Genomic DNA, 23,157 nt, shown 5'->3' with positions numbered 1-23,157 from the left:
CCCGCTCCCGAACGCCCCCGTCCCTCCCCACCCCCGTCCCCGGAGGTACCCGACAAATGAAGCGCATCCTGGCGGCCACCGCCCTCACCCTGCTCGCGGTGCCGGCCACCGCGTGCGGCAGCGGCGACGGCGATTCCGGCGGCAAGAACACGATCGTCTTCTCCTACTGGGGCAGCGACTCCCGGCAGAAGCTGACCGAGGCGGCCATCGCCGAGTTCGAGAAGGAGAACCCCGGCATCGACGTCGAGGGCGACTTCTCCGACTGGGACAGCTACTACGAGAAGCTGGCCACCAAGACCGCGGCCGGGGACGCACCCGACGTGATGTCGATCGAGATCCGCGGGCTGGCGGAGTACGCGGGCCGCGGCACCCTCACCGACCTGACCGGCAAGGTGAACACCACCGACCTCGACCAGAGCGTCCTGAAGGCCGGTCAGGTCGACGGCAAGCAGTACGCCGTTCCCACCGGCGTCAACGCCTTCCCGATGGTCGTCAACAAGGCGGCCCTGGAGAAGTACGGCCAGAAGGTGCCCGACGACAAGACCTGGACCTGGGACGACTACGTCGCGACCTCCCAGAGGGTGACCGAGAAGAGCGGCGGGAAGGTCTGGGGCACCGAGTACAACGAGAACCCGGCCTTCCTGCAGATCTTCGCCGCGCAGCGCGGCGAGCAGTTCTACGGCGACGGCAAGGTCGCCCTGTCGGAGCAGACCATCAAGGACTGGTGGGCCCTGCTGAAGAAGATCATCGACACGAAGGCGGGCCCGGCCGCCGCCAAGATGCTGGAGACCGGCACCAAGGTCGACCAGGCGCTGCTCGCGACCAACACCAGCGTGTTCGGCAGCTGGTGGAGCAACCAGCTCGACGCGCTGACCAAGGGCTCCGGGCAGGAGCTGGACCTGCTGCGCATGCCGAAGGCCCCGGGCGCCTCGGCCTCGGGCATGTTCCTCCAGCCGGCGATGTACTACACGATCTCGTCCAGGACCGAGAAGGCCGACAACGCCCGCAAGTTCGTCGACTTCCTGGTCAACGACCCGGACGCCGGCGGGATCCTGCTCAGCGACCGCGGCCTGCCCACCAACGCCAAGGTGATCACCACGATCAAGGGCAGGCTCACCCCGGCTGACCAGAAGGTCCTGGCCTTCATGGACTCGATCAAGGGCGACCTCAGCCCGGTGGTCGTCCCGCCCAAGGGCGCGATGGAGATGGAGGACATCCTCAAGCGCGCCACCGACTCGGTGCTGTTCGGCAAGGCGCAACCGGACGCGGCCGCCAAGACCTTCCTCACCGAGTCCGACACCGCCCTGTCCTGACGACACACCCGATCAGGGCGCTGTCTTCGCGACGACGCGCCGTCCTGGAGACGACGCGTTGTCCTTGGCGCTGTTCTTGCGGCGACGCGCCGTCCGGTGACACCGCGCCTTCCTTGCGATGACGCGGGCTCATGCCCGCCTTCCGGACGACTCGTGTACCGGGGATCCGCGTTCCGGGGACTCGTATCGCGGGTCCCAAGCCATGAGCAGCCGTGCGGCCCGAGGACGGCCGGGCCGCACGGCGCCACCCCTCCCTGGAGTTCTCCCGCCATGCGATACGCCTTCGTCGGGCTCGGCCACCGGGCGCAGATGTACGTCGACGCGCTGCTCGGCGAGTGGAGCGACACCGGCGAGATCGCCGCGCTCTGCGACCCCAACCGGACGCGCCTGCGCTACTACCTCGACCGGATCGGCCGCGAGGTGCCGTGCTTCGCGCCCGAGGGGTTCGGGGCCGTGCTCGACCTCGCCGACGCCGTCGTGGTCACGACCGTCGACGCCGCACACGCCCGCTATGTGGTCGCGGCCCTCGACGCCGGCAAGGACGTCGTCGTGGAGAAGCCGCTGTGCACGACCGCCGAGGACTGCGCGGCGGTCGCCGAGGCGGCCGAGCGCGGCCCGGGCAGGCTCGTCGTCACCTTCAACTACCGGTACTCGCCGCGCAACAGCGCCGTCCGCCGACTCGTCGCGGAAGGCGCGATCGGAGAGGTCACCTCGGTGCACTTCTGCTGGGCGCTCGACACCGTCCACGGCGCCGACTACTTCCGTCGCTGGCACCGGGACAGGGCGAACTCGGGCGGGCTGCTCGTGCACAAGTCCACCCACCACTTCGACCTGGTCAACTGGTGGATCGCCGACGCCGCCGCCTCCGTCTACGCCCAGACGTCCCTGCGCTTCTACGGCGCCGCGAACGCCCGCGCCCGCGGCCTCGCCGACCGTCCCGTCCGAGCCCGCGGCGCGCCGGGCCTCGGCACGGACCCGTTCCTGCTGGACCTGTCCGCCGACCCCCGGCTGAAGCGCCTCTACCTCGACGCCGAGCAAGAGGACGGCTACCTGCGCGACCAGGACGTCTTCGGCGAGGGCGTGACCATCGACGACAACATGGCGGTGCTCGTCCGCTACGAGCGCGGCGCGCTGCTCACCTACTCCCTCAACGCGCACGCGCCCGCCGAGGGATACCGGGCCGTCCTCAACGGCACAGCCGGACGGCTCGAACTGGACGTCGTCGAGCGCGCGTGGACGCCTCCGCACGCGGCGATCGACCCGACCGCGTCCGGGAAGGAGCACGCCGCGGGTGCGTCCGAGCGGCTCGTGCTGCACCGGCACTGGCGGGAGCCGGAAGAGATCGTGATCGGGAATGGCGCGGGCGCGCACGGCGGCGGCGACGCCCTCCTGCTCGACGACGTGTTCCGAGGGCCGTCGCAGGACCCGCTCGCCCGCCAGGCCGGATACCGCGCGGGCGTCGCGAGCGTGATGATCGGCGTGTCCGCCGGCCTGTCCGCGGCGACCGGCGCCCCCGTCGCCCTCACGGCGGACGGCACCCGCCGGGCGAACTGATGCACCCGAACCAGGCATCGCACTCCGGCTGGGGCGAGCGCACGAACCAAGCGGAGCGCGTGGGCCGGGTGGAGAGTGCGGCCCGGGTGGAGAGTGCGGCTCGGGCAGAGAGCGTTGGCCGGGGAGAGGAGGTGGACCGGGTGGAGAGTGCGGACTGGGTGGAGCTTGCGGAGCTGGCGGAGATCGCTCGCCGTGACCGGGGGCTCTTCCCGTCGCCAGGGCCGGACCTGGCCGAACGCCTCCGAAACGCCCTGGGCGTTCTCGATCTGCGCGTCCGTGTTCCAGGCCCGGCCTCTGGATCGAGCACGGCTTCCGTCTCGGACTCGCCCTCCGTGTCAGGCGATGTTTCCCCTCCGGGCATGGCCTCCGCCCCAGGCCCGGCTTCTGTCGCAGACAGCGCCTCTGGCTCGGACAGGGCTGCGTCAGACGTGGCCTCCTTGTCAGGTGCGGCCTGTGTCTCCGCGATCGGGCTTTCGGCGGGCGGGGTGCGGGCCGCTGTTCTGGGGGCGCTCGGCTCCGGTGTGTGCGCGGTGGTGATGGCCGCGGCCGTTTCCTCGTTCCGTGACCTTCGTGCGGAGCACGTGGCGGCCCACTCCTGGATGCTGTTTCCGCCGGGGCTGACCCGGCTGGCGGACTGGCCCGGCGTGGTGGCCGCACGTGCCCCGGCTCCGCGGATGGTCCTCTACGCCGCCGCGGATCCGCTCTTCCCCGTGACCGGCATGCGCCGGGCCCATCGCCAGATCGCGGACACCTACCGGGACGCGCCCGGCCGCTACACCGGCCTGTTCTTCGACGCCCCGCACCGCTTCGACCGCGCCATGCAGGAAGCGGCCTTCGCCTGGCTCGCCGAGATCGTCCGCGGCGATCCGCGCCAGTAGTACCGAGGTCGAGCGGCCGTTAATTCGACCGGCGAAGTTTCGGTGCTATGGCACTTTGCGTTCCGGGCGTTTGTGGATTCTCCTGTGTTTAGTGACGCATGGTTCCAGGGCGATGTTATGAAACACTTGCAGTCCTGTTGACGTCTTCGCGGTGCGGATTTAATGTGTTAGAAAGCGCTTTCTGAGGACGGTCGTGAATCGATCGTCCATCCGCTCCCACCTCGATGAGCGGCCCCATGGCAGCGGCCGCGATCGCGACAGAAAGGCGTCTTTCCTGTGTGCCCCATTCCTTCGTCATGGGCTCGCTCGCCCCCGCCTCCCGCGGTAATTCGTGAACGATCGATGGGTGGCGGCCACCTCGGTCGCCGCGCAATTCTCGACCCTGCTCAGATATTCGACTGGAGAACGACGATGCAGCTGAGACCACTCATCGCGTGCGGCGGCCTGCTGGCCGGTGCGCTCGTCGCCCTGCCCGGCGCCGCCGCGCATGCCGCCACCACCCGCTACGAGGCCGAGACCTCCCCCGCGGTGTGCACCGGCACCATCGACTCCGACCACAGCGGCTACTCCGGCAGCGGATTCTGCAACGGCACCAATCGGGCCGGCGCCTACGCGCAGTTAACGGTGAACGCTCCGGTGGCCGGCAACGCGACGCTGCGGGTCCGCTTCGCCAACGGCACCTCCGCCGCGCGGGCCACGGACGTCGCGGTGAACGGCGCGGCCGTCCCGGGGGTGTCGTTCGAGGGGACCGCCTCGTGGGACGCCTGGGCCACCAAGACGATCACGGTGCCGGTGAGCGCGGGCGCCAACACGATCCGGTTCACCCCCACCGGCGCCGAGGGACTGCCGAACATCGACTACGTCGAGGCCGACACGGGGGACACCCCGCCGCCCACCGGCGGCGACACGCTGTACGCGGCCCCGAACGGCAGCGACGGCGCGGCCGGGACGCAGTCGGACCCGACCACCCTCACCTCCGCGATCGGGCGCATCGCCTCCGGCGGGACGATCTACCTGCGCGGCGGGACCTACCGCTACTCGCAGACGGTCGCCATCCCGCAGGGCCGGAACGGCGCGCAGGGCGATCCCACGGAGCTGTTCGCCTATCCCGGCGAGACCCCGGTGCTGAACTTCGCCGCCATGAGCGAGGACCCCGCCAACCGCGGCCTCGCCGTGAACGGGTCGTACTGGCACGTCCGCGGCGTCGTCGTCGAGCACGCCGGCGACAACGGGATCTTCGTGGGCGGCAGCGGCAATGTCATCGAGCGCACGGTGACCCGCTTCAACCGCGACTCCGGACTGCAGATCTCCCGGGTCGCCTCCGACACGCCGCGCGACCAGTGGCCGGCCGACAACCTCGTGGTGAGCGCGGAGTCGCACGACAACGCCGACTCCGACGGGGAGGACGCCGACGGCTTCGCCGCGAAGCTCACCATCGGCTCCGGCAACGTCTTCCGCTACGACGTCTCCCACAACAACATCGACGACGGCTGGGACCTCTACACCAAGAGCGACACCGGCGCCATCGGCCCGGTGACCATCGAGGACTCCCTCTCCTACGGCAACGGCACGCTCTCCAACGGCGGCCAGGCCGGGAACGGCGACCGCAACGGCTACAAGCTCGGCGGCGAGGACATCGCGGTCAAGCACATCGTCCGGCGCGACATCGCCTACGACAACGGCCACCACGGGTTCACCTACAACAGGAACCCCGGCCCGATGACCGTGTCGGACAACGTCAGCATCGACAACAGCGAGCGCAACTTCTCGTTCGACGCGGGCACCTCGGTGTTCCGGAACAACACCTCGTGCCGGTTCGGCGTGGACGGATCGAACGACAAGGTCGTCGGCGACGCCGATGGGTCCAACCAGTTCTGGTCCGGTTCGAACGGCTCCCGGTGCTCCTCCTACGCGGGCGGGCTCGGCTGGTCCTTCGCGTCCGACGGCCGCCTCGTCGTGACTTTCGGAGGGAGGACCCAGAACCCGTGACGGCATGAACCCGGCCTCCCCCCGGCGTTACGCCGGGGGGAGGCCGGGGCGGCGCATCACGGCCGGCGGGTGTCATCGGGCGCGTGGGCGCCGGGTGTCGACGTTGGCGGTCAGGGTGCCGAGCACGCCGGGCAGGTCCGCCACGGTCTGCTCGGGCAGGCCGGTCACGGTCTCCTCCGCCAGGGCGCACCACAGTTCCTTGACCCGTTCCGCCAGGGCCGCACCGGAGAATCGGACACCGACGGACACTGCCCGTTCCGGAAGCCGTTCCACAAGAGGTGTTCCAGAAGAGCCGTACGGAACCGATTTCGGTACGATCCGAGGGTGGGAACCGGCAGCGATCATCTTCGGGGCGGACTCGAACTCGGCTACGCCCGTGTATCCACGACCAAACAGTCCCTGGTCTTGTTCGCCACCACGGGCCGCGCCCGGCTCTTGGACGAGCTTCAGCGGGCCTACGAGTGGTGGCTTGATTCCGGCGGGCCTTGGTCCGATGCGGTTCGGCTTTCGGTGACGGCCGAAGAGCAGACCGTCTGGCTGGATTCACCAGCCCCCCGGTTCCCAGTCCCCGGCGCCATCACCTCCGGACTCCCCGTACCGTCGAACTCAGCAGGGACGGAAGAGGCAGTAGCGGCCACGCGCAGCAGCCGGCTGCTGAAAGGGAAACCGGCCCGCCCGACGAGGGGCAGGCCGGCCTGGTGCAGTTCCTCGCGCGTGCCCTGGGGCACGCGCGATCGTTGAGCACACACCCTCCGCCTCGAAGACGGTGGGTGGGGGTACGGCCGAGCCAGGATGGGCTCCGTCAGTCTTCCCAATCCTCGCGGTCGGGGGAGTCCAGGAGCGCTTTGACCACCTCGGCGTGAGAGGCGGGGTAAAGCGCGCGCGTTGCGGAGACGTACCTCTCCCAGGGGATGCCCGCGAGGCAGACCTCCAGGGCTTCCTCGTGCGACCGGAAGCCCTCGTAGCTGCGCACGTCCCGGTACTCGTCCAGGTCGACGTCCTTGGCGTGGGCGTCCAGCACCTCCGCGTGCGTGGCGTGAGGCAGCACGGACGCGTACTGACCCACGTCGATGCCGATGGCGTGCACCTCCAGCACCTGCGCGTGCGTGGCGACCCGAGCCCTCGCGGACCGGTAGTCCCACACCTTGATGCCATTGGCGTGCGCCTCCAGCACCTCCGCGTGAGACGCGCTGTTGCCGCGCGCCTCGGCGTAGCAGCGCAGGACGATGCCCTCGGCCTGGATTTCCAGCACCTCCGCGTGGGTGGCGCCGGCCTTCAGCGCGTGGGCGTAGTCGGCCACGTCGATCCCGCTGGCGTGGCCGAACAGAACGGCCTCGTGGGAGGCGTGGTGTTCCTGCCGCGCTTTGGCGTAGCGCTTCAGGTCGATGCCGTGAGCGTGTGCCTCCAACGCCTCCGCGTGGGAAGCGCTGTCGCACTCTGAGGCCCCCCGCCAACTGAGGATGTCGGCCAGGCCCCGCGCGCCGGCGTACAACGCCACGTTGACGCCGCGGGCGTGAGCCTCCAGTGCCTCCGCGTGGGCGGCACCGGCGATTCGCGCCATGGCGTAGTGCCCGACGTCGGCACCATCGGCGCGAGCCTCCAGCACCTCCGCGTGGGTGGCACCGGCCTTGCGGGCCTTGGTGTAGTCCCACAGGGGCACGCCGTCGGCGCGAGCCTCCAGCACCTCCGCGTGGGTGGCACCGGCCTTGCGGGCGTCGACGTAGCGGTCGTAGTCGTGCTTGTCGAAGACCAAGCGAGCCCTCAGGTGGTTCAGGAAAGAGATCCTGGTCGCACGTGCCGGAGCGTCGGTGTTGAAAGGCGCCTTGGTGGTGGTGATCTCGGACATGCGAGAACTCCTCGATTAGGGAATCTTGTTTGTGCTCCTTCTTGATCTACAGTACCGAGGCAACCGGCCACGGCCACCCACCCGGGCGTAATCGTGACCAGACAAGACGCGCCCGGGATCACGCACGCTCAGTCGACATCCCCGAAAGACCAGGTCGAGTAAGCGGCCCGTAATGCCGAACTCCGACTGGGAGCCCCTCGACCGCTCCGCCACCCCAACTGTTCGCCCAGTGCACCGTCCAGACGGTGAGCTTTGATCACGCAGCGCTTCCACCCGTGTCCGAAGCCGACCTGGAGGCGGGCAGATAACAACCGTCGTCCGGAGGTCACTCTCGTCCGAAATGAACCCGCCCGCACCGTCGGTAAGCTCACCCGTGCTCTCGGCACCTCCACGGTGCCCGCTTCATCCCTTGTGCCCCATCCAGGCCCCCCTGGACGCCTACCCAGACGTGAGATAACACCAACCCACCCTTTCAAGGCGGCGCGACGCGGGGGTCATCGGCGGGCTGGCCAACACCGCCGCTCAGGCGGGCGGTGCTGTGGGCCTGGCGGTGCTCGCGACGGCGGCCACCGCGCGGACGCAGGCGGCGCCCGGCGCGCCGGCCACGACCGCCGCCCTCGCCGCCGGTTACGACCGGGTCTTCCTCATGGCGGCCGGTCTGGGCCTGCTCATCGCCGTGGCGGGGCTGCTGCTGCCGCGCGTCCGGGCCGCGGCCTGACGATCGATGCATCCGGTGAGGCGCCTCGGTACGAAGTGGTCGTGTGGGCTTTGTGCGCAGAACGCGGCTCGGCTGGGACGCGCGGGTGTCGCGACCCCTCGGACTGCTCGGCGCCGGGCTGCTGGCCGCGATGGTGGCGGCCCAGGTCGCGTCCGGGCTGAGACCTGAGCCGATCCGGCTGACGAGCGTCGTCGTGGTGCTGCTGTCCGCCAGCGCCGTGGCGTTCCTCGCCGACCGGCGGGGCCCCGGCCGGGCGGCCGGGGCCTTCGCCGCGACGGTGGCCATCGGGTACGCGGCCGAATGGGCCGGCATCCGCACGGGGCTGCCGTTCGGGGAGTACTCCTACACCTCGGTGCTGCGGCCGCAGGCCGGCGGCGTGCCGGTCATCGTGGCGGCGGCGTGGGGCGGCATGGGCCTGGCCGCGCACGCCGTCGCGACCGCGATCGCGCCGGGGAATCGGTTCGCGCGGTGGGCGGCCGGGGCCGCGGCGCTGACGGCGTGGGACCTGTTCCTGGACCCGCAGATGCTGCGGCTCGGCCTGTGGACGTGGGCGGACGGCGGCCCCTACCGCGGCGTGCCGCTCAGCAACTTCGCCGGATGGCTGGTGGTGTCCTTCCTGGTCATGCTGGCGATAGATCTGATCGTGGGACGGGAGGACGCCGCCGTTCCGGCTTGGAGGCACGGCCCGGTTTGGTGGCACGGGTCGGCTCGGGGGTACGGCCCGTCCTCGGAGCCCGGCCCCTCCCGGGGGCTCGTCACGCTGTACTCGGTGATGGCGGGCATGGAGACGCTGGCGTTCGCGGCGGTGTTCGAGCCGCGGGACCCGCTGGTCGCGGCGGCGGGCGGGGTGGCGATGGGGGCGTTCGCCGTCCCGGCATGGAGGCGCGCATGGCGGAAGTGATCGTGGTCGGCGGCGGGGTCGGCGGGATGACCGCCGCGCTGCGGCTGGCGCGCGGGGGCCACGAGGTCCGGCTCTACGAGCGGCTGGACCGGCTCGGCGGGAAGCTGGCGGAGCACGAGCGGGACGGGTTCGCGTTCTCGCTCGGCCCGTCCCTGCTGACCATGCCGCGCCTGTTCCGGGAACTCGGCGTGGACGTCCCGCTGGTGGAACTGGACGAGCTGTGCCGGTACCGCTTCGCCGACGGGTCGCGGCTGCGCGCGTTCCGCGGCCCCGGCCGGATGGAGCAGGAGGTCGACCGCCTGAGCCCCGGGCAGGGCGCGGCCTGGCGGTCCTTCTACGGCTGGGCGCGGGAGTGCTACGCGGCCTCGGAGCGGACGTTCTTCGCCGGGCCGCTGGGCCGTCCTCCCGAACGGCCCCGGATCGGCGACCTGTTCTCGGTCGCGCCGGGCCGGACGCTGGACGGCCTGGCGCGGCGCTTCTTCGACGATCCGCGGATGCGCCAGTACGTCGGCCGGTACGCGACGTACGCGGGGTCGAGCCCGTACCAGGCGCCGGCCGCCCTCGGCTGCGTGCCGGCCATCGAGCACGGGGACGGCGGCTGGTACGTCGCGGGCGGCCTGCCGCGGATCGCCGACGCCCTCGCCCGGCTCCTGACCGCCGCGGGCGTCGAGGTGCACACGGGGACCGAGGTGGTGGAAGTGGCCGCCGGCCGGTCGGCGGTCTCGGGCGTGGTGCTGGCGTCGGGGGAGCGGGTGAGCGCCGACGCCGTGATCGTCAACGCCGATGCCGCGGCGCTGTACGGCTGGCTGCTGCCCGACCGGCGCCGGCTGCGCAGGCTCGCCGGGCTCGGCCTGTCGTCGTCGGCGCTTCTGCTGCTCGCGGGGGTGGACGGCCGGACCGAGGACCTGCCGCACCACTCCGTCGTCTTCTCGGCGGACTACCGGAAGGAGTTCGACGACATCTTCCACCGGAAGGTGCCGCCGGACGACCCGACCGTCCACATCGGCTGCTCGGCGGTGGACGACCCGACGCAGGCCCCGGGCGGGGCCGAGAACTGGGTGATGCTGGTGAACGTCCCGGCGCGCGATCCCGGCCGGTGGCCGATGTCCCGCGAGTCGTACCGGGACATGGTGCTGGAGCGGCTGGCGAAACGCGGGCACGACCTCTCGGGACGGCTCCGGTTCGTGGACATGTTCACGCCCGCCGACCTGCGCGACCGGTACGGCGCCTGGGGCGGGGCCATCTACGGCACCGCCTACCAGGGACGTCTCGCTCCGTTCCGCCGACCGGGCAACCGCGGCCCGCGGCGCGGCCTCTACCTGGTGGGCGGGTCGGCGCATCCGGGCGGCGGCCTCCCGCTCGTCGCGATGGGCGGACGGATCGTCGCCTCCCTCGTGAACCAGGACTTCGGCGGCGCACGCGGCACCCCGTCCCGCGAAACAAACGAAACACCATGAGGCCGGAAGCGCGATGAGGCCGCTGACCGTCCTCCAGGCGGCCGCCGCCGGGGTCGTCGCGGCGCGGCTCGCCCGGGGGCGCCGCCGTCCCGCGCCGCTGGGGCCGGGGGCGGCGGGACCGCCGTCCGAGCGGGTGTCCGTGGTGATCCCCGCCCGCGACGAGGAGTCCCGGATCGAGAAGTGCCTGGCGCCGCTGCTCGCCGACCCGGCCGTGGGCGAGGTCATCGTCGTGGACGACGAGTCCCGCGACGGCACCGCGCGGCTGGCCGGGCGGCTGGGCGCCACCGTCGTCCCCGGCGCGCCGCTGCCGGACGGGTGGATCGGCAAGCAGTGGGCCCTGCACCAGGGCGTGCAGGCCGCGACCGGCCCGATCGTGGTCCTGCTGGACGCCGACATGCGTCCCAAGGCGGGCCTCTGCGCGCGACTGGCGGCGCTCCTGGACGCCCACGACCTGGTGAGCGCGGGACCCCGCTTCATCTGCGACAACGCGGTGGAGCAGGCGCTGCACGCTTCGCTGCTGGCCACGCTCGTCTACCGCTTCGGGCCTATCGGCTCGACGACGGCGCAGGCGGGGCCGGGGGCGTCCGTGGAGCGGCTGCTCGTCACCGGCCAGTGCATGGCCTTCCGCAAGGCGCGGATGGACGAGGCCGACGGGTTCGCGCGGGTCAGGCACCATCTCACCGACGACGTGGCGCTCGGAAGGCTGCTCGCCCGCGACGGCTGGCGGGTCGCGTTCGTGGACGCGGGCCCGCTGCTGGAGGTGGACATGCACACCTCCGCCGCCGGCGTGTGGCACGAATGGGGACGGTCCATCGCGCTGCGGGACGTCACCCCCGCGGCCCACCTGGCGGGCGACCTGGCCGTGGTCTGGCTGACCGCCGCGCTCCCCGTCCTGCGGCTCGCGGCGGGACGGCCGACGCCGCTCGACCTCGGCCTGCTGGCGCAGCGGCTCCTCCTCGTGACGGCGCTGCGCGGCAGTTACGCGCGTCCGGGCCCCGGCCTCGCCGCGTCCCCGTTCCTGGACGTGGCGACGGCCGTCCGGCTCACCTGGTCGGCGCTGCTGCCGACGCGCACCTGGCGCGGCCGGGACTACGGCCCGGCGGTGGTCAGGCCCGCCGCCCCGCCAGCGCCGCCTGTCCGAAACGCAGCCCGATGAGGCACATCAGCGCCCCGGTCCCGGCGACCTGCTCGACCGGCGCGAAGAACAGCTGCAGCACCGGCAGCGAGAACACCGAGAGGCGGGCGCCCCACGCGAACGAGAAGACGAGACTCCCCGCGAGGAGCAGGACGAGGCCGAGCGCGAACGCCGCCGGGCAGATCACCGCGAACCCGCCCGCGAAGGTCAGGATCGAGCGACCGCCCCGCCGCCCGGCGAACACCGGCCAGGCGTGGCCGGCCATCGCCGCGCCGACCGCCGCGTACACCGGCAGGACGCTCGCCCCGGCCACCGAGCCGAACCGGCCCGTCTCGGCCCCGCTCACCAGCAGGCCGAGCAGCCCGGCCGCCGTCCCCTTGAGCATGTCGCCGGCGAAGACGGGCACGGAGGCCTTCCGGCCGAGCTGCTCCATGACGTTCCAGAAGCCGGGGTTGCGGTCGCCGACGTCGCGCGGATCGAGGCCGTGGGCGCGGCCGACGAGCACCGCGACCGGCACCGAGCCCAGCAGGTAGCCGCCGATGACCGCCGCGAGCACGGGAATCACCGCTGTGAACACGGGAACCATCGCATGAACACGGAAGGCACCGCCACGGGTACGGAAGTCATCGCCTCGTTCCACCTCGTCAGGTACGCGGGAGTGGACGCCATGCGGTACATGGCGTTCGACCGTCCGGTGCTGCGCGGCACCGGCGGCCTGCGGTTCTGGCGGCTGCTCGGGACGGGCCGGGGCCGGTCCATGAGCCTCGGCGCCGACCTGCGCCGCTGGGCCCTGTTCGCGGTGTGGGACGGCGAACCGGCGCTGGAGCGCTTCCTCGCGCGTTCGCCGATCGGGGCGCGGTGGCGGGACGAGGCCGAGGAGTCCTGGCATGTGCGGCTCGCGCCGGTGGCGTCCCGGGGCGGCTGGGGAGGGGCCGATCCGCTCGCCGGAGCGGCGGCACACCCTCCGCCGCCCGGGCCGGTGGCCGTGCTGACCAGGGCGTCGATCCGTCCGGGACGGCTGGTGGCGTTCTACCGTTCCGTACCGGACGTGGACCGCCTGCTGCGCGGCCAGGACGGCTGCCTCGCCTCGGTCGGGATCGGTGAGTGGCCGCTCGCCCGGCAGGCGACGTTCTCGCTGTGGCGGGACGAGGCGGCCGTCCGCCGCTACGCCTACCAGGGCGGCGCCCACCGCGCCGTCATCAGCCGGGTCCGCCGTGAAGGCTGGTACAGCGAGGAGCTTTTCGCCCGCTTCGTTCCGTTCGGCAGCGAGGGCACCTGGAACGGCCGCGACCCGCTGCGCCCCGGCGACCGGGACGGAGCCGCCCACGGCACCGGCCCCGCGGCTCACTGACCCTCCGCGGCCAGGCCGCGTGCCACCACGCAGGCGCGGGCGACGGCCGCCGCGCTCGACGAGCCGTGCGCCACGACGACCGTCCCGGTGAGGCCCAGCAGGGCGGCGCCCCCGTGGGTGTCGGCCGCGTACAGCCGCGCGACCGCCTCCAGCGGCCCGGCGTCGACGGTTCCGGCGCGGGCGACGAGGCCGAGCGTCGTGCGGACGCAGCCCTCGATGTTCTTCAGCACGACGTTCCCGGTGAACCCGTCGGTCACGACCACATCGACGGTTCCGGCCAGCACGTCGTGGCCCTCGACGTTGCCGTGGAAGCGCACCGGCATCTCCGGCAGCAGCAGCGCCGCGTCCCGGACGAGCCGGTTTCCCTTGCCCGGCTCCGCCGCGATGGACAGCAGCCCCACCGACGGATCGGCCACGCCGAGGACGCTCCGCGCGTACCCGGTGCCGAGCGTCGCGAACTGCGCCACCATCTCCGCCGACGGGTCGGCGGTGCCGCCCGCGTCGACCAGGACGGTGAAGCCCGACACCGCGGGCAGCGCCACGGCCAGCGCCGGGCGCAGCACGCCCTCGCGCCGCCCGAAGGCGCGGACCGCGCAGGTCACCACCGCGCCGGTGGACCCGGCCGACACGAACGCCGCCCCCTCGCGCCGCGCCAGCTCGCAGCCCACCATCAGGCTGGACTTCGACTGGAACGCGGCGTTCGAGCCCCGCTCGGCCATGGGGATCACGTCGTCGGCGTGCTGCACCTCCAGCTCGCCGACGCCGCCGTGCCGCCGCAGCTCCTCGTCGACCTCGTCGGCCCGTCCCACCAGCAGGACGGGGACCCCGTGCTCGCGGTGTGCCGCCAGCGCGCCCGGGACCGTCTCGGCGGGCCCGTGGTCGCCGCCCATCGCGTCCAGCACGACCCGCGCCGTGCCGCCCGTCTCCCCCATGTCAGACCATCCCGGCGGGAATCCGCCGCTCGGCCCGGCCCGCGGCCGACGCCGCCAGCAGGTGCCGCGCGTAGATCACGGCGCGCCGGCGGCGGGGCACCCGCGCCCGCGCGGCCAGCACGTCGTGGCCGGCCGCCTCGATCTCGTTCAGGATCCCGCCGTACAGCTCGTGCGCCGCGCGGATGCAGGGGCGCGAGGACGGCACCAGCAGCTTCACCCCCTCCAGCGCGCGGCCGTAGTGCTCCCGCGCACGGCCGGCCTCGAAGGCCACCAGTTCGCGGATGCCGGGCGTGCACGCGCCGGCGGCCAGGTCGGCCTCGGTCACGCCGAACCTCTTCAGGTCGTTCGTCGGGAGGTACACGCGGCCCCGGCCGAGATCCTCGGCCACGTCGCGGAGGAAGTTGGTCAGCTGGAAAGCCCGGCCGAGCTCCCGGGCGGGCTCGCGCGCGGTCCGTCCGGCGCCGGGCAGGGTCTCCAGGACGGGCAGCATCATCAGGCCGATGGCCGCGGCCGACCCCTCCATGTAGGCCAGCAGGTCGTCGTAGGTCGCGTACCGGGTGACGGTCAGGTCGGCGCGCATCGACTCCAGGAACGCGTCGATGTCCTCGTGCTCGACGCCGAACGAGCGCACGGTGTGCACGAACGCGGGCAGTACCGGGTCCCGGACGTGCTCGCCGGCCAGTGCCGCGTCGAGCCGTCCCCTGACCTGGTCCAGCGCCGCGGCCCGTCCCTCCGCGCCGGTGGCCCTGTACTCGTCGACGATGTCGTCGACGTGGCGGGCGAACCCGTACAGGGCGTGCACGTGCCGGCGTTTCCACGTGGGCAGCAGCAGCGTCGCCAGGTAGAAGGAGCGCCCGTGCCGGGCGTTCAGGTGGCGGCAGTGCTCGTAGCTCGCGGTCAGCGTCATCGGGCGCCCTCCAGGATCCGGGCGGCGGCCAGCCTCCCGGAGATCAGCGCGGGCGGGACCCCCACGCCCGGCGCGGTGTACATCCCGGCGAAGTGCAGCCCCGGAACGCGGCGGCTCCGGCCCGACGGGCGGAACCACGCCGTCTGCCGGAAGCGGTGGTCGAGGGCGAAGGGCGTGCCCGCCGAGTGGCCGAGGCGCGCCCACGCCGGCGGGTCGAACGTCTCCCTGGGCGCCGCCGACAGGTCGCCGTACCCGAGGTCGGCCAGACGGCCCAGCAGGCGGTCTTCCAGTCGCGGGGCGAGGCGGCCCCAGTCGGCCCCGCCCGCCAGGTTGGGCGCGGGCTCCAGGACGCTCAGGGTCGAGTGCCCGGCGGGCGCGGCGGTGTGGTCGGATTCGGGATACGTCACGAGCAGGCTCGGGTCCGGCTGCGGACGTCCGGCCGCCAGCGCGGAGAGGGCGGCGCCCCACTCGCGGCCGAAGTGCAGGGTGTGGTGGGACTGGCCGGGCAGCCGCCGGTCGAGCCCGAAGTGCATGACCAGGCAGGAGGGCGAGTAGCGCGGTCTGCGCAGGCGCCAGTCGCCGGCCCCCTCCGGGAGCAGCCCGGCGTGCGCCCGCGGCAGGTCGCAGGCGACCACGACGCTGCTCGCGGCGAGCCGCTCCCCGGTGTCCAGCCGGACCGCCGCCACCCCGTCCGCGCCGGTCTCGACCCGTTCGGCGCGGACGCCGTACCTGATCGAGGCGCCGGCCTTCTCCGCGACCGCAGCCAGCGCCTGCGGCACGGCGTGCATGCCGCCCCGGGACGGGAAGTAGACGCCCCCGACGGTGTCCATGTGCGCGACGACGGCGTAGATCGCCAGCGCCCTGTGCGGAGGCAGCCCCACGTACAGCGCCTGGAAGGTGTGGGCCCTGACGAGCCGTTCGTCGGTCAGGTGCCCGGCCACGAAGCGGTCCAGGCGCCGGAACCCGCCCGCCGCCGCCAGCCTGAGCAGCGCGGCGGGCCGCGCCATGCCGCGCAGCCGGGTCATGTCGGCGTCGATGAACGACGACCACTCCGCCTCGAACATCTCCCCGAGCCGCCGCCGGAACCGCAGGTAACGCGCCGCCTCGGCCGGGCCGCACAGCGCCCGGACGTTGGCGGCCATCCGCTCGGCGCCGCCCACCACGTCCAGCCGGGACCCGTCGTGGAACGCCAGTCGGTAGAACGGGTCCAGGCGCCGCAGCGGCAGCACGCTCTCCAGGTCCGCGCCCGCCGCGCCGAACGTCTCGGCGAGGACCTCCGGCATGGTCAGCACCGAAGGGCCGGTGTCGAACCGGTACTCGCCGCCGCGCCCGCCGTGGCCGGTGTGCACGGTCCCGCAGCAGCCGCCCGGCACGTCCCGGGCCTCGACCAGCACCACCTCGCGGCCCCGCGCCGCCAGGTGGATCGCGGCGGACAGGCCGCCGAGACCCGCCCCGATCACGACGACCGGGCCCCGCCCTCCCATCAGCCCCGCCCTCCCCTCAGTACCGCTCGCGTCGTCGGCGCCGACCGCGACGGCTGGGCCGGCGTGCTGCACGATGTCGGGTTCACGCCATTTCTCTGCATCGTCGTCCCGAGTGAGTTCTGCACGGTTCTTCAGGTCTGCACAGTTCTTCGTGACGCGACGCCCGGTCGGTTGCATCGCCCCGGGCCGCGGGCCGCGGGTCAGGGTGGGCGGAGCTTCAGCGGGCCCGCACCGTCGCTCGCCGATTCGGCGCCCCGCCCCGCTCGGCCGCGCGGACGATGCCCGCGCACATCCCCCCGAAGATCCGGTCATGGAACGGGCGGAACGCCCACCAGTACGCGTGCCCGGCGAGGCCCCGGGGGTGGAACAGGGCCCGCTGCGTGAGGGACGTCCGGGTGCCGTCGCGCCGCACGGCGAACTCCAGCCAGGCCAGCCCCGGCAGCCGCATCTCGGCCCGCAGCCGCAGCAGCCGCCCCCGCTCGATCTCCTCCACGCGCCAGAAGTCCACCGCCTCCCCGATCCGCAGCCGGCGCGGGTCGCGGCGGCCGCGCCGCAGCCCGACCCCGCCGACCAGCCGGTCGAGGACGCCCCGCGCCCGCCAGGCGACGGGGAAGGAGTACCAGCCGCGGTCGCCGCCGATCCCCTCGACCACCTCCCACAACCGCTCGGGCGGCGCGTCCGTCCGGCGGACCTGCTCCTCGGTGTAGAGGCTGCCGCCCGCCCAGTCCGGGTCCGTCGGCAGCGGGTCGCTGGGCGCGCCGGGCGTGCTCGCCGAGGACCAGCGGGTGGCGACGTCCGCCTCCCGGACGCGGCGCAGCGCCAGTTCGACCGAGCGTTCGAACCCGACCGGCCCGCCGGGCGGCGGCGGCACGTACTCGGCGAGGTCGTTCTCCCTGCACACCACCTCGTTGCGCAGCGACTCCACCAGCGGCCGCGCCAGCGCGCCCGGAACGGGCGTGATGCCCCCCACCCACAGGCTCGACAGCCGCGGGCTCAGCACCGGGACCGGCAGGATGATCCGCTGCTTGAGCCCCGCCGCGCGGGCGTAGCCGCGGATCATGTCGACGTAGGTGAGCACGTCCGGCCCGCCGACGTCGAAGCCCCGGTTCACGTCCGCGGGCAGGTCCGCGGCCGCCACCAGGTAGTACAGGACGTCCCGGATCGCGATCGGCTGGATGCGGGTGCGCACCCAGCGCGGCGTGACCATCACCGGCAGCCGCTCGGTCAGGTACCGCAGCATCTCGAACGACGCCGAGCCCGACCCGATGATCACCGCGGCGCGCAGCCACGCGGTCGGCACCCCGCCGTCCAGCAGGATGCGGCCGACCTCGGCGCGGGAGCGCAGGTGCGCCGACAACTCCTCCTCCGGCTCCATCCCGCCGAGATAGACCAGCCGCCGGGCCCCCGCCTCCCGCGCCGCGCCGGAGAACGTGCGGGCCGCCCGCCGGTCGGTCTCGGCGAAGCCGCCGGTGCCGCCGATCGCGTGGATCAGGTAGTAGGCGACGTCCACGCCCTCAAGGGCCCGGCGGGAAGACCCGGGGTCGGTCGCGTCGGCCTCCGCGATCTCCACCCGGTCCGCCCACGGGTGGTCGCGCAGCCGCCGGGCCGAGCGCACCATGCACCGCACCCGGTAGCCGGCGTCCAGGAGTTCCGGCACGAGGCGGCCTCCGATGTAGCCGCTGGCCCCCGTGACGAGGCAGGTTCGCCCATTGCCGGCATTCATGTGCGCCTCCGTGGTCGGTCGTCGTTGATGCGGTCCGGTCCCCGGCGCTGACCTGCGCAAGCATGCGCCGGATGGTTCTCGCTGGGACGGGTAACGCCACCCGTAGGACCGAACGGGGGGACGATATGAACAAGCGCAAGGACGAGCCGGAACCGGGGGACGAGGTCACCTGGAGCACTCATGGGTCCACCACCGAGGGGCACGTGGAGAAGAAGGTCACCGACAGGCGGGAGGAGGCGGGGCGCACGGTGGCCGCCTCGCCGGAGGAGCCGCAGTACGTCGTCCGCAGTGAGAAGAGCGGCAAGAAGGCCGTCCACAAGGGCTCGGCGCTGCGCGAGCAGAAGAAGGACCGCGGGGGCAGGGGGAGCGGAGGCGAAGGCGGCGGGCGCAAGGGCGAAGGGTCCGGATGAGCGGCGAGGAGACGGCCGCCGAGTTCGGCAGGGTCGTCAACATGACCGCGAAGGAGCTGGAGCGCTTCCTGGAGACGGACGAGTCGCGGTCGGCCGGCCAGAAGGGCGGCGGGGGCGAGTCGACGGGGCACGCGTCCGGCCGCAGGATCGTCGAGCTGCTGCGGGCGAAGAAGGCGGACCTGACCGAAGAAGACTACGACCATATGAACAAGGTGGTCGGCTACGTCCACCGCCATCTCGCGCAGCGCCCCTCGGGCGACGTCACCGACACCCGGTGGCGCTACTCGCTCATGAACTGGGGGCACGATCCGCTGAAGTGAGCAGGGGGCGCGGGTCGCGAGCACGGGTGGCCTACCGGTCGCCGGGGTCGATGATCGGCGGCGGGTAATCGAGCGACCGCCTGCGGTCCTCGTCCAGCGTCCAGGGCCGGTGGACGCGCGACCCCTCGACACCGGCCAGTTCGGGGACGTAGCGGCGGACGTAGTCGCCGCGCGGGTCGAAGCGCGACGCCTGCCGGAACGGGTTCATCACCTGGTCGGGCCGGGTGCTGTTGCCGGTTCCGGCGACCCACTGCCAGTTCCCCGCGTTGTCGGCGACGTCGCCGTCGAGGAGCCACTCGTTGAAGTGGCCCAGGCCCTTCCGCCAGTCGACGCCGAGGTCGCGGGTCAGGAACGAGGCGGTGATGAGCCGGGCGCGGTTGTGCATGAACCCCTCGCGGTGAAGCTGGCGCATCCCCGCGTCCACGATCGGGACGCCCGTCGTGCCGTCGCACCACGCGGCGAAGGCGTCCTCGTCGTCCTTCCACCGCCGGTCGCGCGGCCGGTAGTCGCGCCGCGGAAGGTCGGGGAAGGCGGCGGCGACCTGGTGGTGGAAGTCCCGCCACGCCAGCTGGCGCCGGTAGGCGTCCGGCGCCGCCTCCGCCAGTTCCCGCGGCGAGACGCAGCCGAACTTCACGTAGGGGCTGAGCCGGGACGTGCGGTCGGCGGCGAGATCGTCGCGGACGTCGTCGTACGCGGCGGCGTCCTCGCGCAGCCACGCCCTCATGCGTTCGCGTCCCGCGCCCTCCCCACCGGGCGCGAGCTCGGGGGACGGGGACCCAGAGGTCAGGTCGGCGAGCCGCGGCAGCGCCCCCGGCTCCACCCCGGACGGCAGCCGGATCTTCTCGGGCGCGTCCGCGGCAGGACGCCACCGCGCGGCCTCCCAGGCCCGCCAGTACGGGGTGAACACCTTATAGTGGTCGCCGCTGGTGGGAGCGAGGTCGCCGGGCGCGACCACGGTGATGCCGGGGTGCGCCGACACGTCCAGGTCGAGACCGTCCGCGTGCACGGCTTCGCGGAGGCGGTCGAGGCGCCGGGCCGCGTACGCCGACCGCTCGTCGGCGAGGAGCAGCGAGCGGGCGCCGGTCTCCCGGGCCAGCCGGGCGACCTCCTCGGCGGGGTCGCCGCGCCGCACCACCAGGTCGCCGCCCCGCTCGCTGAGCGACTTTCGCAGGTCGGCGAGACTTTCGAGGAGGAACCGGACGCGGTTGGGCGCGGCGAACGGCCCGTCCAGGATCGCGTCGTCGAAGACGAAGACCGGGACGACCCGTCCGGCTTCGCAGGCCGCGGCCAGGGCGGGGTTGTCGCGTACCCGGAGGTCGCGGGTGAACAGCATCAGCGAGGTGTCCATCACCCGAGTCTTCGGAGCCGCGGGCGCGAACGGTTGCGGTAGGCGATGCCGCCGTTCAGCGCGGTGGCGAACGCGCACCGTGCCGCGTGGGGGAGCAGCGCGGCGGCGCTCCCCGGGATGCAACCGGAGGGACCGGCTCCGGCGAAGACCGTGAGACCGCACGACCGGTGAGACCGCACGACCGGTGAGACCGCACGACCGGTGAGACCGCACGACCGGTGAGCCGTGCGACCGGTGACGTCGGCAGGCCGGGGACGCCGTACGCTGTGCCGTCGGAGCAGCACAGGAGACCGAAACGCATGCGTGGGGAGACGGACCAGGGGCCGGGCCTTGGCGTGGGCGCGGTGGCGCGGCGCCTCGGCTTGGCGGCCGCCACCCTGCGGACGTGGGACCGCAGGTACGGCATCGGCCCGAGCGGGCGCAGCCCCGGCGGCCACCGCCGCTACACGCCCGCGGACGTGGCGCGGCTCGAAGCGATGCAGCGGCTGATCCTCGCGGGCGCCCCGCCGGGCGAGGCCGCCCTCGCCGCGCTGCGCGAGCCGCCCGGCGCGCCGCGCCCGCCGCGCGGGCACGGCGCCGGCGGCAACCGCGTGCCCGTCGCGGAGGCGCCCGCCGGAGCGGACACCGCCGAGGTGCGCGGCCTGGCGCGCGCGGCGATGTCGCTGGACGTCCCCGCGATGAACGACGCCGTCCGGACCGCGATCGCGCGGGACGGGGTCGTGCGGGCCTGGGACGGGCTGATGGTCCCGGTCATGGTCGGCATCGGCCGCAAGCACGCGGCGGGCGGTGACTGCGTCGAGGTGGAGCACCTGCTGTCCACGGTGGTGCTCGGCCGGCTGGCGGAGGTGCCGCCGCCCGCGCGGCCGGTGAACGTCCGGCCGGTCCTGCTCGCCTGCGCCCCGGAGGAGCAGCACAGCCTGCCCCTGTACGCGCTGGCCGCAGCGCTGGCGGAGGGCGGTGCCGCGGCGAGCCTGCTGGGGGCGCGGGTCCCCCCGGCCGCCCTCGCCGCCGCGATCCGGCGCACGGGGCCGGGCACCGTCTTCGTCTGGTCGCAGATCGCCGAGACCGGCGACCCGGACTGGCTGGCCGATCTCCCGGGCACCCGTCCCGTGGTGCGGCTCCTGGCCGGCGGGCCGGGCTGGAGGCGGGACCGGCTGCCGGACGCCGTCCGCCTCGTGACAAGCCTTTCCCAAGCCGTCACCGAGATTTTGGACGGCCCCGCGGCGCCCTGATACGCCGCGAAAGCCGCGCGCCCGCATCGCCCATCGCCGTGCCGGGACCGACACCGCCCCCGGAATCAACTATGAACAAGTTTTGAAACGATTCTCCTGGGAAATGCCCAGCTCATGAACCTGGGAGAGCGGCTCGCACGCGGGGACGAGACCGCGCTGGCCGAGTGCTACACCGTGCTCGGCCCACTCGTCCGCCGCCACGTCGTCCGGCTCGTGCCCCGGCACGCCGTGGACGACGTCGTCCAGCTGGTCTTTCTGGAGGTCTGGCGATCGCGCCGCCGCTTCGACCCGGCGCGCGCCCTGGAGCCCTGGGTCCTCGCCATCGCCCGCAGGCGCGCCATCGACCAGCTCCGCGCCGAGGCCCGCCACTACCGCAGGACGCTGCCCCTGGACGACCACGCGGAGCTGCCCGCCGCGCGGACGCCCGACGCCTCGCCGTCCGTGGAGACCGCCTGCGACGTCCGGGACGCCCTCGCCGTCCTGCCGCTGCCGCAGCGGCAGGCGATCGTGATGGCCCACTTCGGGCAGCTGACGCAGACGGAGATCGCGGACCGGCTCTCCGTCCCGCTGGGCACCGTCAAGGCGCGCACGGCCCGCGGCCTGCGCCGGATGAGAGAGCTCCTGTGACCGCCGCCGGCCCGCATCCGCGCCCCCGGCTGGCGGTGTCGAGCTGCCTGCTGGGCGCCCCGGTCCGCTACAACGCCGGCCACAGCCGCGACCGGTTCCTCACCGACGTCCTGGACCCGCACGTCGACTGGGTCCCGGTCTGCCCGGAGATGGAGATCGGCCTCGGGACGCCGCGTCCCACGCTGCGGCTGCTCAGCGACGGGCACCTCGTCGCCCATGACGGGTCCGCCGACCACACCGCCGCGATGACCGCGCTCGCCGAGACCCGCGTCCCCCAGCTGGAGGACCTGGACGGCTACGTGCTCAAGTCGCGCTCGCCGTCCTGCGGGCTGTTCCGGTTGCCGCGCTACGCCTCCGGCAGGCCCGGCGAGCGCACCGACGGCCAGCCCGTGGACCGCCAGGGCCGCGGGGTGTTCGCCGAACTCGTCCGCGAGGCGCTCCCGGACCTGCCCGCGGAGGAGGACGGCCGCCTCCGCGACCCCGTCCTGCGCGAGCACTTCATCGAGCGCATCTTCGCCCACGCCCGGCTCCGCGAGCTCGTCGGCGCCGACTGGCGGCCCCGCGACCTCGTCGCCTTCCACAGCCGCCACAAGCTGCAGATCCTCGCCCACGACCCGTCCGCCTACCAGGCGCTCGGACGGATCGTCGCGCAGGCGGGGACCCGTCCACGAGACGAGCTGGAGAACGACTACCGGCAGGCGTTCAGCGCGGCGTTCGCCGTCCGTCCCAAGCGCGGCCGCCACATGAACGCCCTCCAGCACGTCTTCGGGATGCTCAGCGACCACCTCGACGACACCCGCCGCCACGACCTCCTGGCCGCAATCGAGACCTACCGCCAGGGACAGGCCCCTCTCAGCGTCCCCATCGCTCTCCTGCGCCACCACGCCATGGGCGAGGACCTCGACTACCTGACCCAGCAGACCTACCTGGACCCGTACCCCGCCGACCTCACACTCCGCCACCACCTGTGACGCCCCGGACGGCACTGGTGAGGCCGGCCCCGCCGGTGCCGTAGCCGGCACGACGCCTCGC

Annotated in this window: 22 protein-coding genes; 14 read left to right on the top strand and 8 right to left on the bottom strand. The window is 73.4% G+C overall.

Features of this window, described 5'->3' with window-relative positions; all coding sequences use genetic code 11:
- Window positions 1–56: 56 nt before the first annotated feature.
- From CHC11_RS05500 to CHC11_RS05485, 4 genes are all read left to right on the top strand, one after another.
- Window positions 57–1,313, top strand: coding sequence for an ABC transporter substrate-binding protein (locus CHC11_RS05500; protein ID WP_089310501.1), 1,257 nt, complete (start codon window positions 57–59; stop codon window positions 1,311–1,313).
- Between the two features lie 270 nt (window positions 1,314–1,583).
- Window positions 1,584–2,867: a Gfo/Idh/MocA family protein gene (locus CHC11_RS05495; protein WP_089310500.1), complete on the top strand. Its 1,284-nt coding sequence runs from the start codon at window positions 1,584–1,586 to the stop codon at window positions 2,865–2,867.
- Between the two features lie 485 nt (window positions 2,868–3,352).
- Window positions 3,353–3,745 carry a hypothetical protein gene (locus tag CHC11_RS05490; RefSeq protein ID WP_143226936.1) on the top strand — a complete coding sequence of 131 codons (393 nt, stop codon included), beginning with the start codon at window positions 3,353–3,355 and terminating at the stop codon, window positions 3,743–3,745.
- A 411-nt stretch (window positions 3,746–4,156) separates the two neighbouring features.
- Window positions 4,157–5,734: a carbohydrate-binding protein gene (locus CHC11_RS05485; protein ID WP_089310498.1), complete on the top strand. Its 1,578-nt coding sequence runs from the start codon at window positions 4,157–4,159 to the stop codon at window positions 5,732–5,734.
- 72 nt (window positions 5,735–5,806) lie between these two features.
- On the opposite strand, the gene CHC11_RS41095 is transcribed toward CHC11_RS05485, so the two are convergent.
- Together CHC11_RS41095 and CHC11_RS05480 are read right to left on the bottom strand one after the other, a co-directional pair.
- On the bottom strand, window positions 5,807–5,983 hold the full coding sequence (locus tag CHC11_RS41095) for a hypothetical protein (protein WP_179278699.1): 177 nt from the start codon (window positions 5,981–5,983) through the stop codon (window positions 5,807–5,809).
- 553 nt (window positions 5,984–6,536) lie between these two features.
- Window positions 6,537–7,580, bottom strand: a complete 1,044-nt coding sequence (locus CHC11_RS05480; RefSeq protein WP_089310497.1) for a hypothetical protein — start codon at window positions 7,578–7,580, stop codon at window positions 6,537–6,539.
- Window positions 7,581–8,118: 538 nt separating this feature from the next.
- On the opposite strand from CHC11_RS05480, the gene CHC11_RS05475 reads away from it, so the two are divergent.
- The 4 genes from CHC11_RS05475 to CHC11_RS05460 are packed head-to-tail and all read left to right on the top strand — an operon-like array spanning window position 8,119 to window position 11,812.
- Window positions 8,119–8,298, top strand: a complete 180-nt coding sequence (locus tag CHC11_RS05475) for a hypothetical protein (protein WP_179278698.1) — start codon at window positions 8,119–8,121, stop codon at window positions 8,296–8,298.
- A 52-nt stretch (window positions 8,299–8,350) separates the two neighbouring features.
- Window positions 8,351–9,199, top strand: coding sequence for a carotenoid biosynthesis protein (locus CHC11_RS05470; protein WP_245918772.1), 849 nt, complete (start codon window positions 8,351–8,353; stop codon window positions 9,197–9,199).
- Window positions 9,187–10,656 (top strand): phytoene desaturase family protein, encoded by a 1,470-nt coding sequence (locus CHC11_RS05465; RefSeq protein WP_179278697.1) that lies wholly within the window; start codon window positions 9,187–9,189, stop codon window positions 10,654–10,656. The genes CHC11_RS05470 and CHC11_RS05465 overlap by 13 nt, the downstream gene beginning before the upstream one ends.
- A 13-nt stretch (window positions 10,657–10,669) precedes the next feature.
- Complete coding sequence (locus CHC11_RS05460; protein WP_089310496.1) at window positions 10,670–11,812, top strand: glycosyltransferase family 2 protein; 1,143 nt, start codon at window positions 10,670–10,672, stop codon at window positions 11,810–11,812.
- Here CHC11_RS05460 and CHC11_RS05455 read toward each other — a convergent pair.
- Window positions 11,763–12,368: a glycerol-3-phosphate acyltransferase gene (locus CHC11_RS05455; RefSeq protein WP_245918769.1), complete on the bottom strand. Its 606-nt coding sequence runs from the start codon at window positions 12,366–12,368 to the stop codon at window positions 11,763–11,765. The two genes, CHC11_RS05460 and CHC11_RS05455, sit on opposite strands and share 50 nt — an antisense overlap.
- 12 nt (window positions 12,369–12,380) lie before the next feature.
- On the opposite strand from CHC11_RS05455, the gene CHC11_RS05450 reads away from it, so the two are divergent.
- Window positions 12,381–13,142, top strand: coding sequence for a spheroidene monooxygenase (locus tag CHC11_RS05450; protein WP_245918768.1), 762 nt, complete (start codon window positions 12,381–12,383; stop codon window positions 13,140–13,142).
- Here CHC11_RS05450 and CHC11_RS05445 read toward each other — a convergent pair.
- From CHC11_RS05445 to CHC11_RS05430, 4 genes are all read right to left on the bottom strand, one after another.
- On the bottom strand, window positions 13,136–14,074 hold the full coding sequence (locus tag CHC11_RS05445) for a phosphate acyltransferase (RefSeq protein WP_089310495.1): 939 nt from the start codon (window positions 14,072–14,074) through the stop codon (window positions 13,136–13,138). The genes CHC11_RS05450 and CHC11_RS05445 overlap by 7 nt on opposite strands.
- Before the next feature lies 1 nt (window position 14,075).
- The gene (locus CHC11_RS05440) at window positions 14,076–14,981 is read right to left on the bottom strand and encodes a phytoene/squalene synthase family protein (protein ID WP_089310494.1); all 906 of its coding nucleotides are present in this window, start codon (window positions 14,979–14,981) and stop codon (window positions 14,076–14,078) included.
- A complete protein-coding gene (locus CHC11_RS05435) occupies window positions 14,978–16,465 on the bottom strand; it encodes a phytoene desaturase family protein (RefSeq protein ID WP_089310493.1) in 1,488 nt (495 codons plus the stop codon). The genes CHC11_RS05440 and CHC11_RS05435 overlap by 4 nt, the downstream gene beginning before the upstream one ends.
- Before the next feature lie 217 nt (window positions 16,466–16,682).
- Window positions 16,683–18,188, bottom strand: a complete 1,506-nt coding sequence (locus CHC11_RS05430) for an SDR family oxidoreductase (RefSeq protein WP_089310492.1) — start codon at window positions 18,186–18,188, stop codon at window positions 16,683–16,685.
- Window positions 18,189–18,313: 125 nt separating this feature from the next.
- Here CHC11_RS05430 and CHC11_RS05425 point away from each other — a divergent pair, with 125 nt between their 5' ends.
- Window positions 18,314–18,598 carry a hypervirulence associated TUDOR domain-containing protein gene (locus CHC11_RS05425; RefSeq protein WP_089310491.1) on the top strand — a complete coding sequence of 95 codons (285 nt, stop codon included), beginning with the start codon at window positions 18,314–18,316 and terminating at the stop codon, window positions 18,596–18,598.
- Entirely contained in the window at window positions 18,595–18,918 is a 324-nt protein-coding gene (locus CHC11_RS05420) for a DUF3140 domain-containing protein (RefSeq protein WP_089310490.1), read from the top strand. Before CHC11_RS05425 ends, CHC11_RS05420 begins: the two co-directional genes overlap by 4 nt.
- A 31-nt stretch (window positions 18,919–18,949) precedes the next feature.
- Here CHC11_RS05420 and CHC11_RS05415 read toward each other — a convergent pair whose 3' ends face one another.
- The gene (locus CHC11_RS05415; RefSeq protein WP_089310489.1) at window positions 18,950–20,266 is read right to left on the bottom strand and encodes a cryptochrome/photolyase family protein; all 1,317 of its coding nucleotides are present in this window, start codon (window positions 20,264–20,266) and stop codon (window positions 18,950–18,952) included.
- Window positions 20,267–20,565: 299 nt separating this feature from the next.
- On the opposite strand from CHC11_RS05415, the gene CHC11_RS05410 reads away from it, so the two are divergent.
- From CHC11_RS05410 to CHC11_RS05400, 3 genes are all read left to right on the top strand, one after another.
- Window positions 20,566–21,498 carry a MerR family transcriptional regulator gene (locus tag CHC11_RS05410; RefSeq protein WP_089310488.1) on the top strand — a complete coding sequence of 311 codons (933 nt, stop codon included), beginning with the start codon at window positions 20,566–20,568 and terminating at the stop codon, window positions 21,496–21,498.
- Window positions 21,499–21,612: 114 nt separating this feature from the next.
- Window positions 21,613–22,125 carry an RNA polymerase sigma factor gene (locus CHC11_RS05405; protein WP_089310487.1) on the top strand — a complete coding sequence of 171 codons (513 nt, stop codon included), beginning with the start codon at window positions 21,613–21,615 and terminating at the stop codon, window positions 22,123–22,125.
- Complete coding sequence (locus tag CHC11_RS05400; RefSeq protein WP_245918765.1) at window positions 22,122–23,096, top strand: YbgA family protein; 975 nt, start codon at window positions 22,122–22,124, stop codon at window positions 23,094–23,096. The genes CHC11_RS05405 and CHC11_RS05400 overlap by 4 nt, the downstream gene beginning before the upstream one ends.
- The last annotated feature ends 61 nt before the right edge of the window (window positions 23,097–23,157 follow it).

Origin of the sequence: Actinomadura mexicana, assembly GCF_900188105.1 — a bacterium.
GTDB lineage: Bacteria > Actinomycetota > Actinomycetes > Streptosporangiales > Streptosporangiaceae > Spirillospora > Spirillospora mexicana.
The sequence above is the reverse complement of the archived record's forward strand: the minus strand, read 5'-3'. Positions and strand labels throughout refer to the sequence as shown.

Bases quoted from the DNA above. Each gene is read 5' to 3' on its own strand.
- CHC11_RS05500 (WP_089310501.1), top strand. From the start codon at position 57: ATGAAGCGCATCCTGGCGGCCACCGCCCTCACCCTGCTCGCGGTGCCG.
- CHC11_RS05495 (WP_089310500.1), top strand. From the start codon at position 1,584: ATGCGATACGCCTTCGTCGGGCTCGGCCACCGGGCGCAGATGTACGTC.
- CHC11_RS05485 (WP_089310498.1), top strand. From the start codon at position 4,157: ATGCAGCTGAGACCACTCATCGCGTGCGGCGGCCTGCTGGCCGGTGCG.
- CHC11_RS05480 (WP_089310497.1), bottom strand. From the start codon at position 7,580: ATGTCCGAGATCACCACCACCAAGGCGCCTTTCAACACCGACGCTCCG.
- CHC11_RS05465 (WP_179278697.1), top strand. From the start codon at position 9,187: ATGGCGGAAGTGATCGTGGTCGGCGGCGGGGTCGGCGGGATGACCGCC.
- CHC11_RS05460 (WP_089310496.1), top strand. From the start codon at position 10,670: ATGAGGCCGCTGACCGTCCTCCAGGCGGCCGCCGCCGGGGTCGTCGCG.
- CHC11_RS05450 (WP_245918768.1), top strand. From the start codon at position 12,381: ATGAACACGGAAGGCACCGCCACGGGTACGGAAGTCATCGCCTCGTTC.
- CHC11_RS05445 (WP_089310495.1), bottom strand. From the start codon at position 14,074: ATGGGGGAGACGGGCGGCACGGCGCGGGTCGTGCTGGACGCGATGGGC.
- CHC11_RS05440 (WP_089310494.1), bottom strand. From the start codon at position 14,981: ATGACGCTGACCGCGAGCTACGAGCACTGCCGCCACCTGAACGCCCGG.
- CHC11_RS05435 (WP_089310493.1), bottom strand. From the start codon at position 16,465: ATGGGAGGGCGGGGCCCGGTCGTCGTGATCGGGGCGGGTCTCGGCGGC.
- CHC11_RS05430 (WP_089310492.1), bottom strand. From the start codon at position 18,188: ATGAATGCCGGCAATGGGCGAACCTGCCTCGTCACGGGGGCCAGCGGC.
- CHC11_RS05425 (WP_089310491.1), top strand. From the start codon at position 18,314: ATGAACAAGCGCAAGGACGAGCCGGAACCGGGGGACGAGGTCACCTGG.
- CHC11_RS05420 (WP_089310490.1), top strand. From the start codon at position 18,595: ATGAGCGGCGAGGAGACGGCCGCCGAGTTCGGCAGGGTCGTCAACATG.
- CHC11_RS05415 (WP_089310489.1), bottom strand. From the start codon at position 20,266: ATGGACACCTCGCTGATGCTGTTCACCCGCGACCTCCGGGTACGCGAC.
- CHC11_RS05410 (WP_089310488.1), top strand. From the start codon at position 20,566: ATGCGTGGGGAGACGGACCAGGGGCCGGGCCTTGGCGTGGGCGCGGTG.
- CHC11_RS05405 (WP_089310487.1), top strand. From the start codon at position 21,613: ATGAACCTGGGAGAGCGGCTCGCACGCGGGGACGAGACCGCGCTGGCC.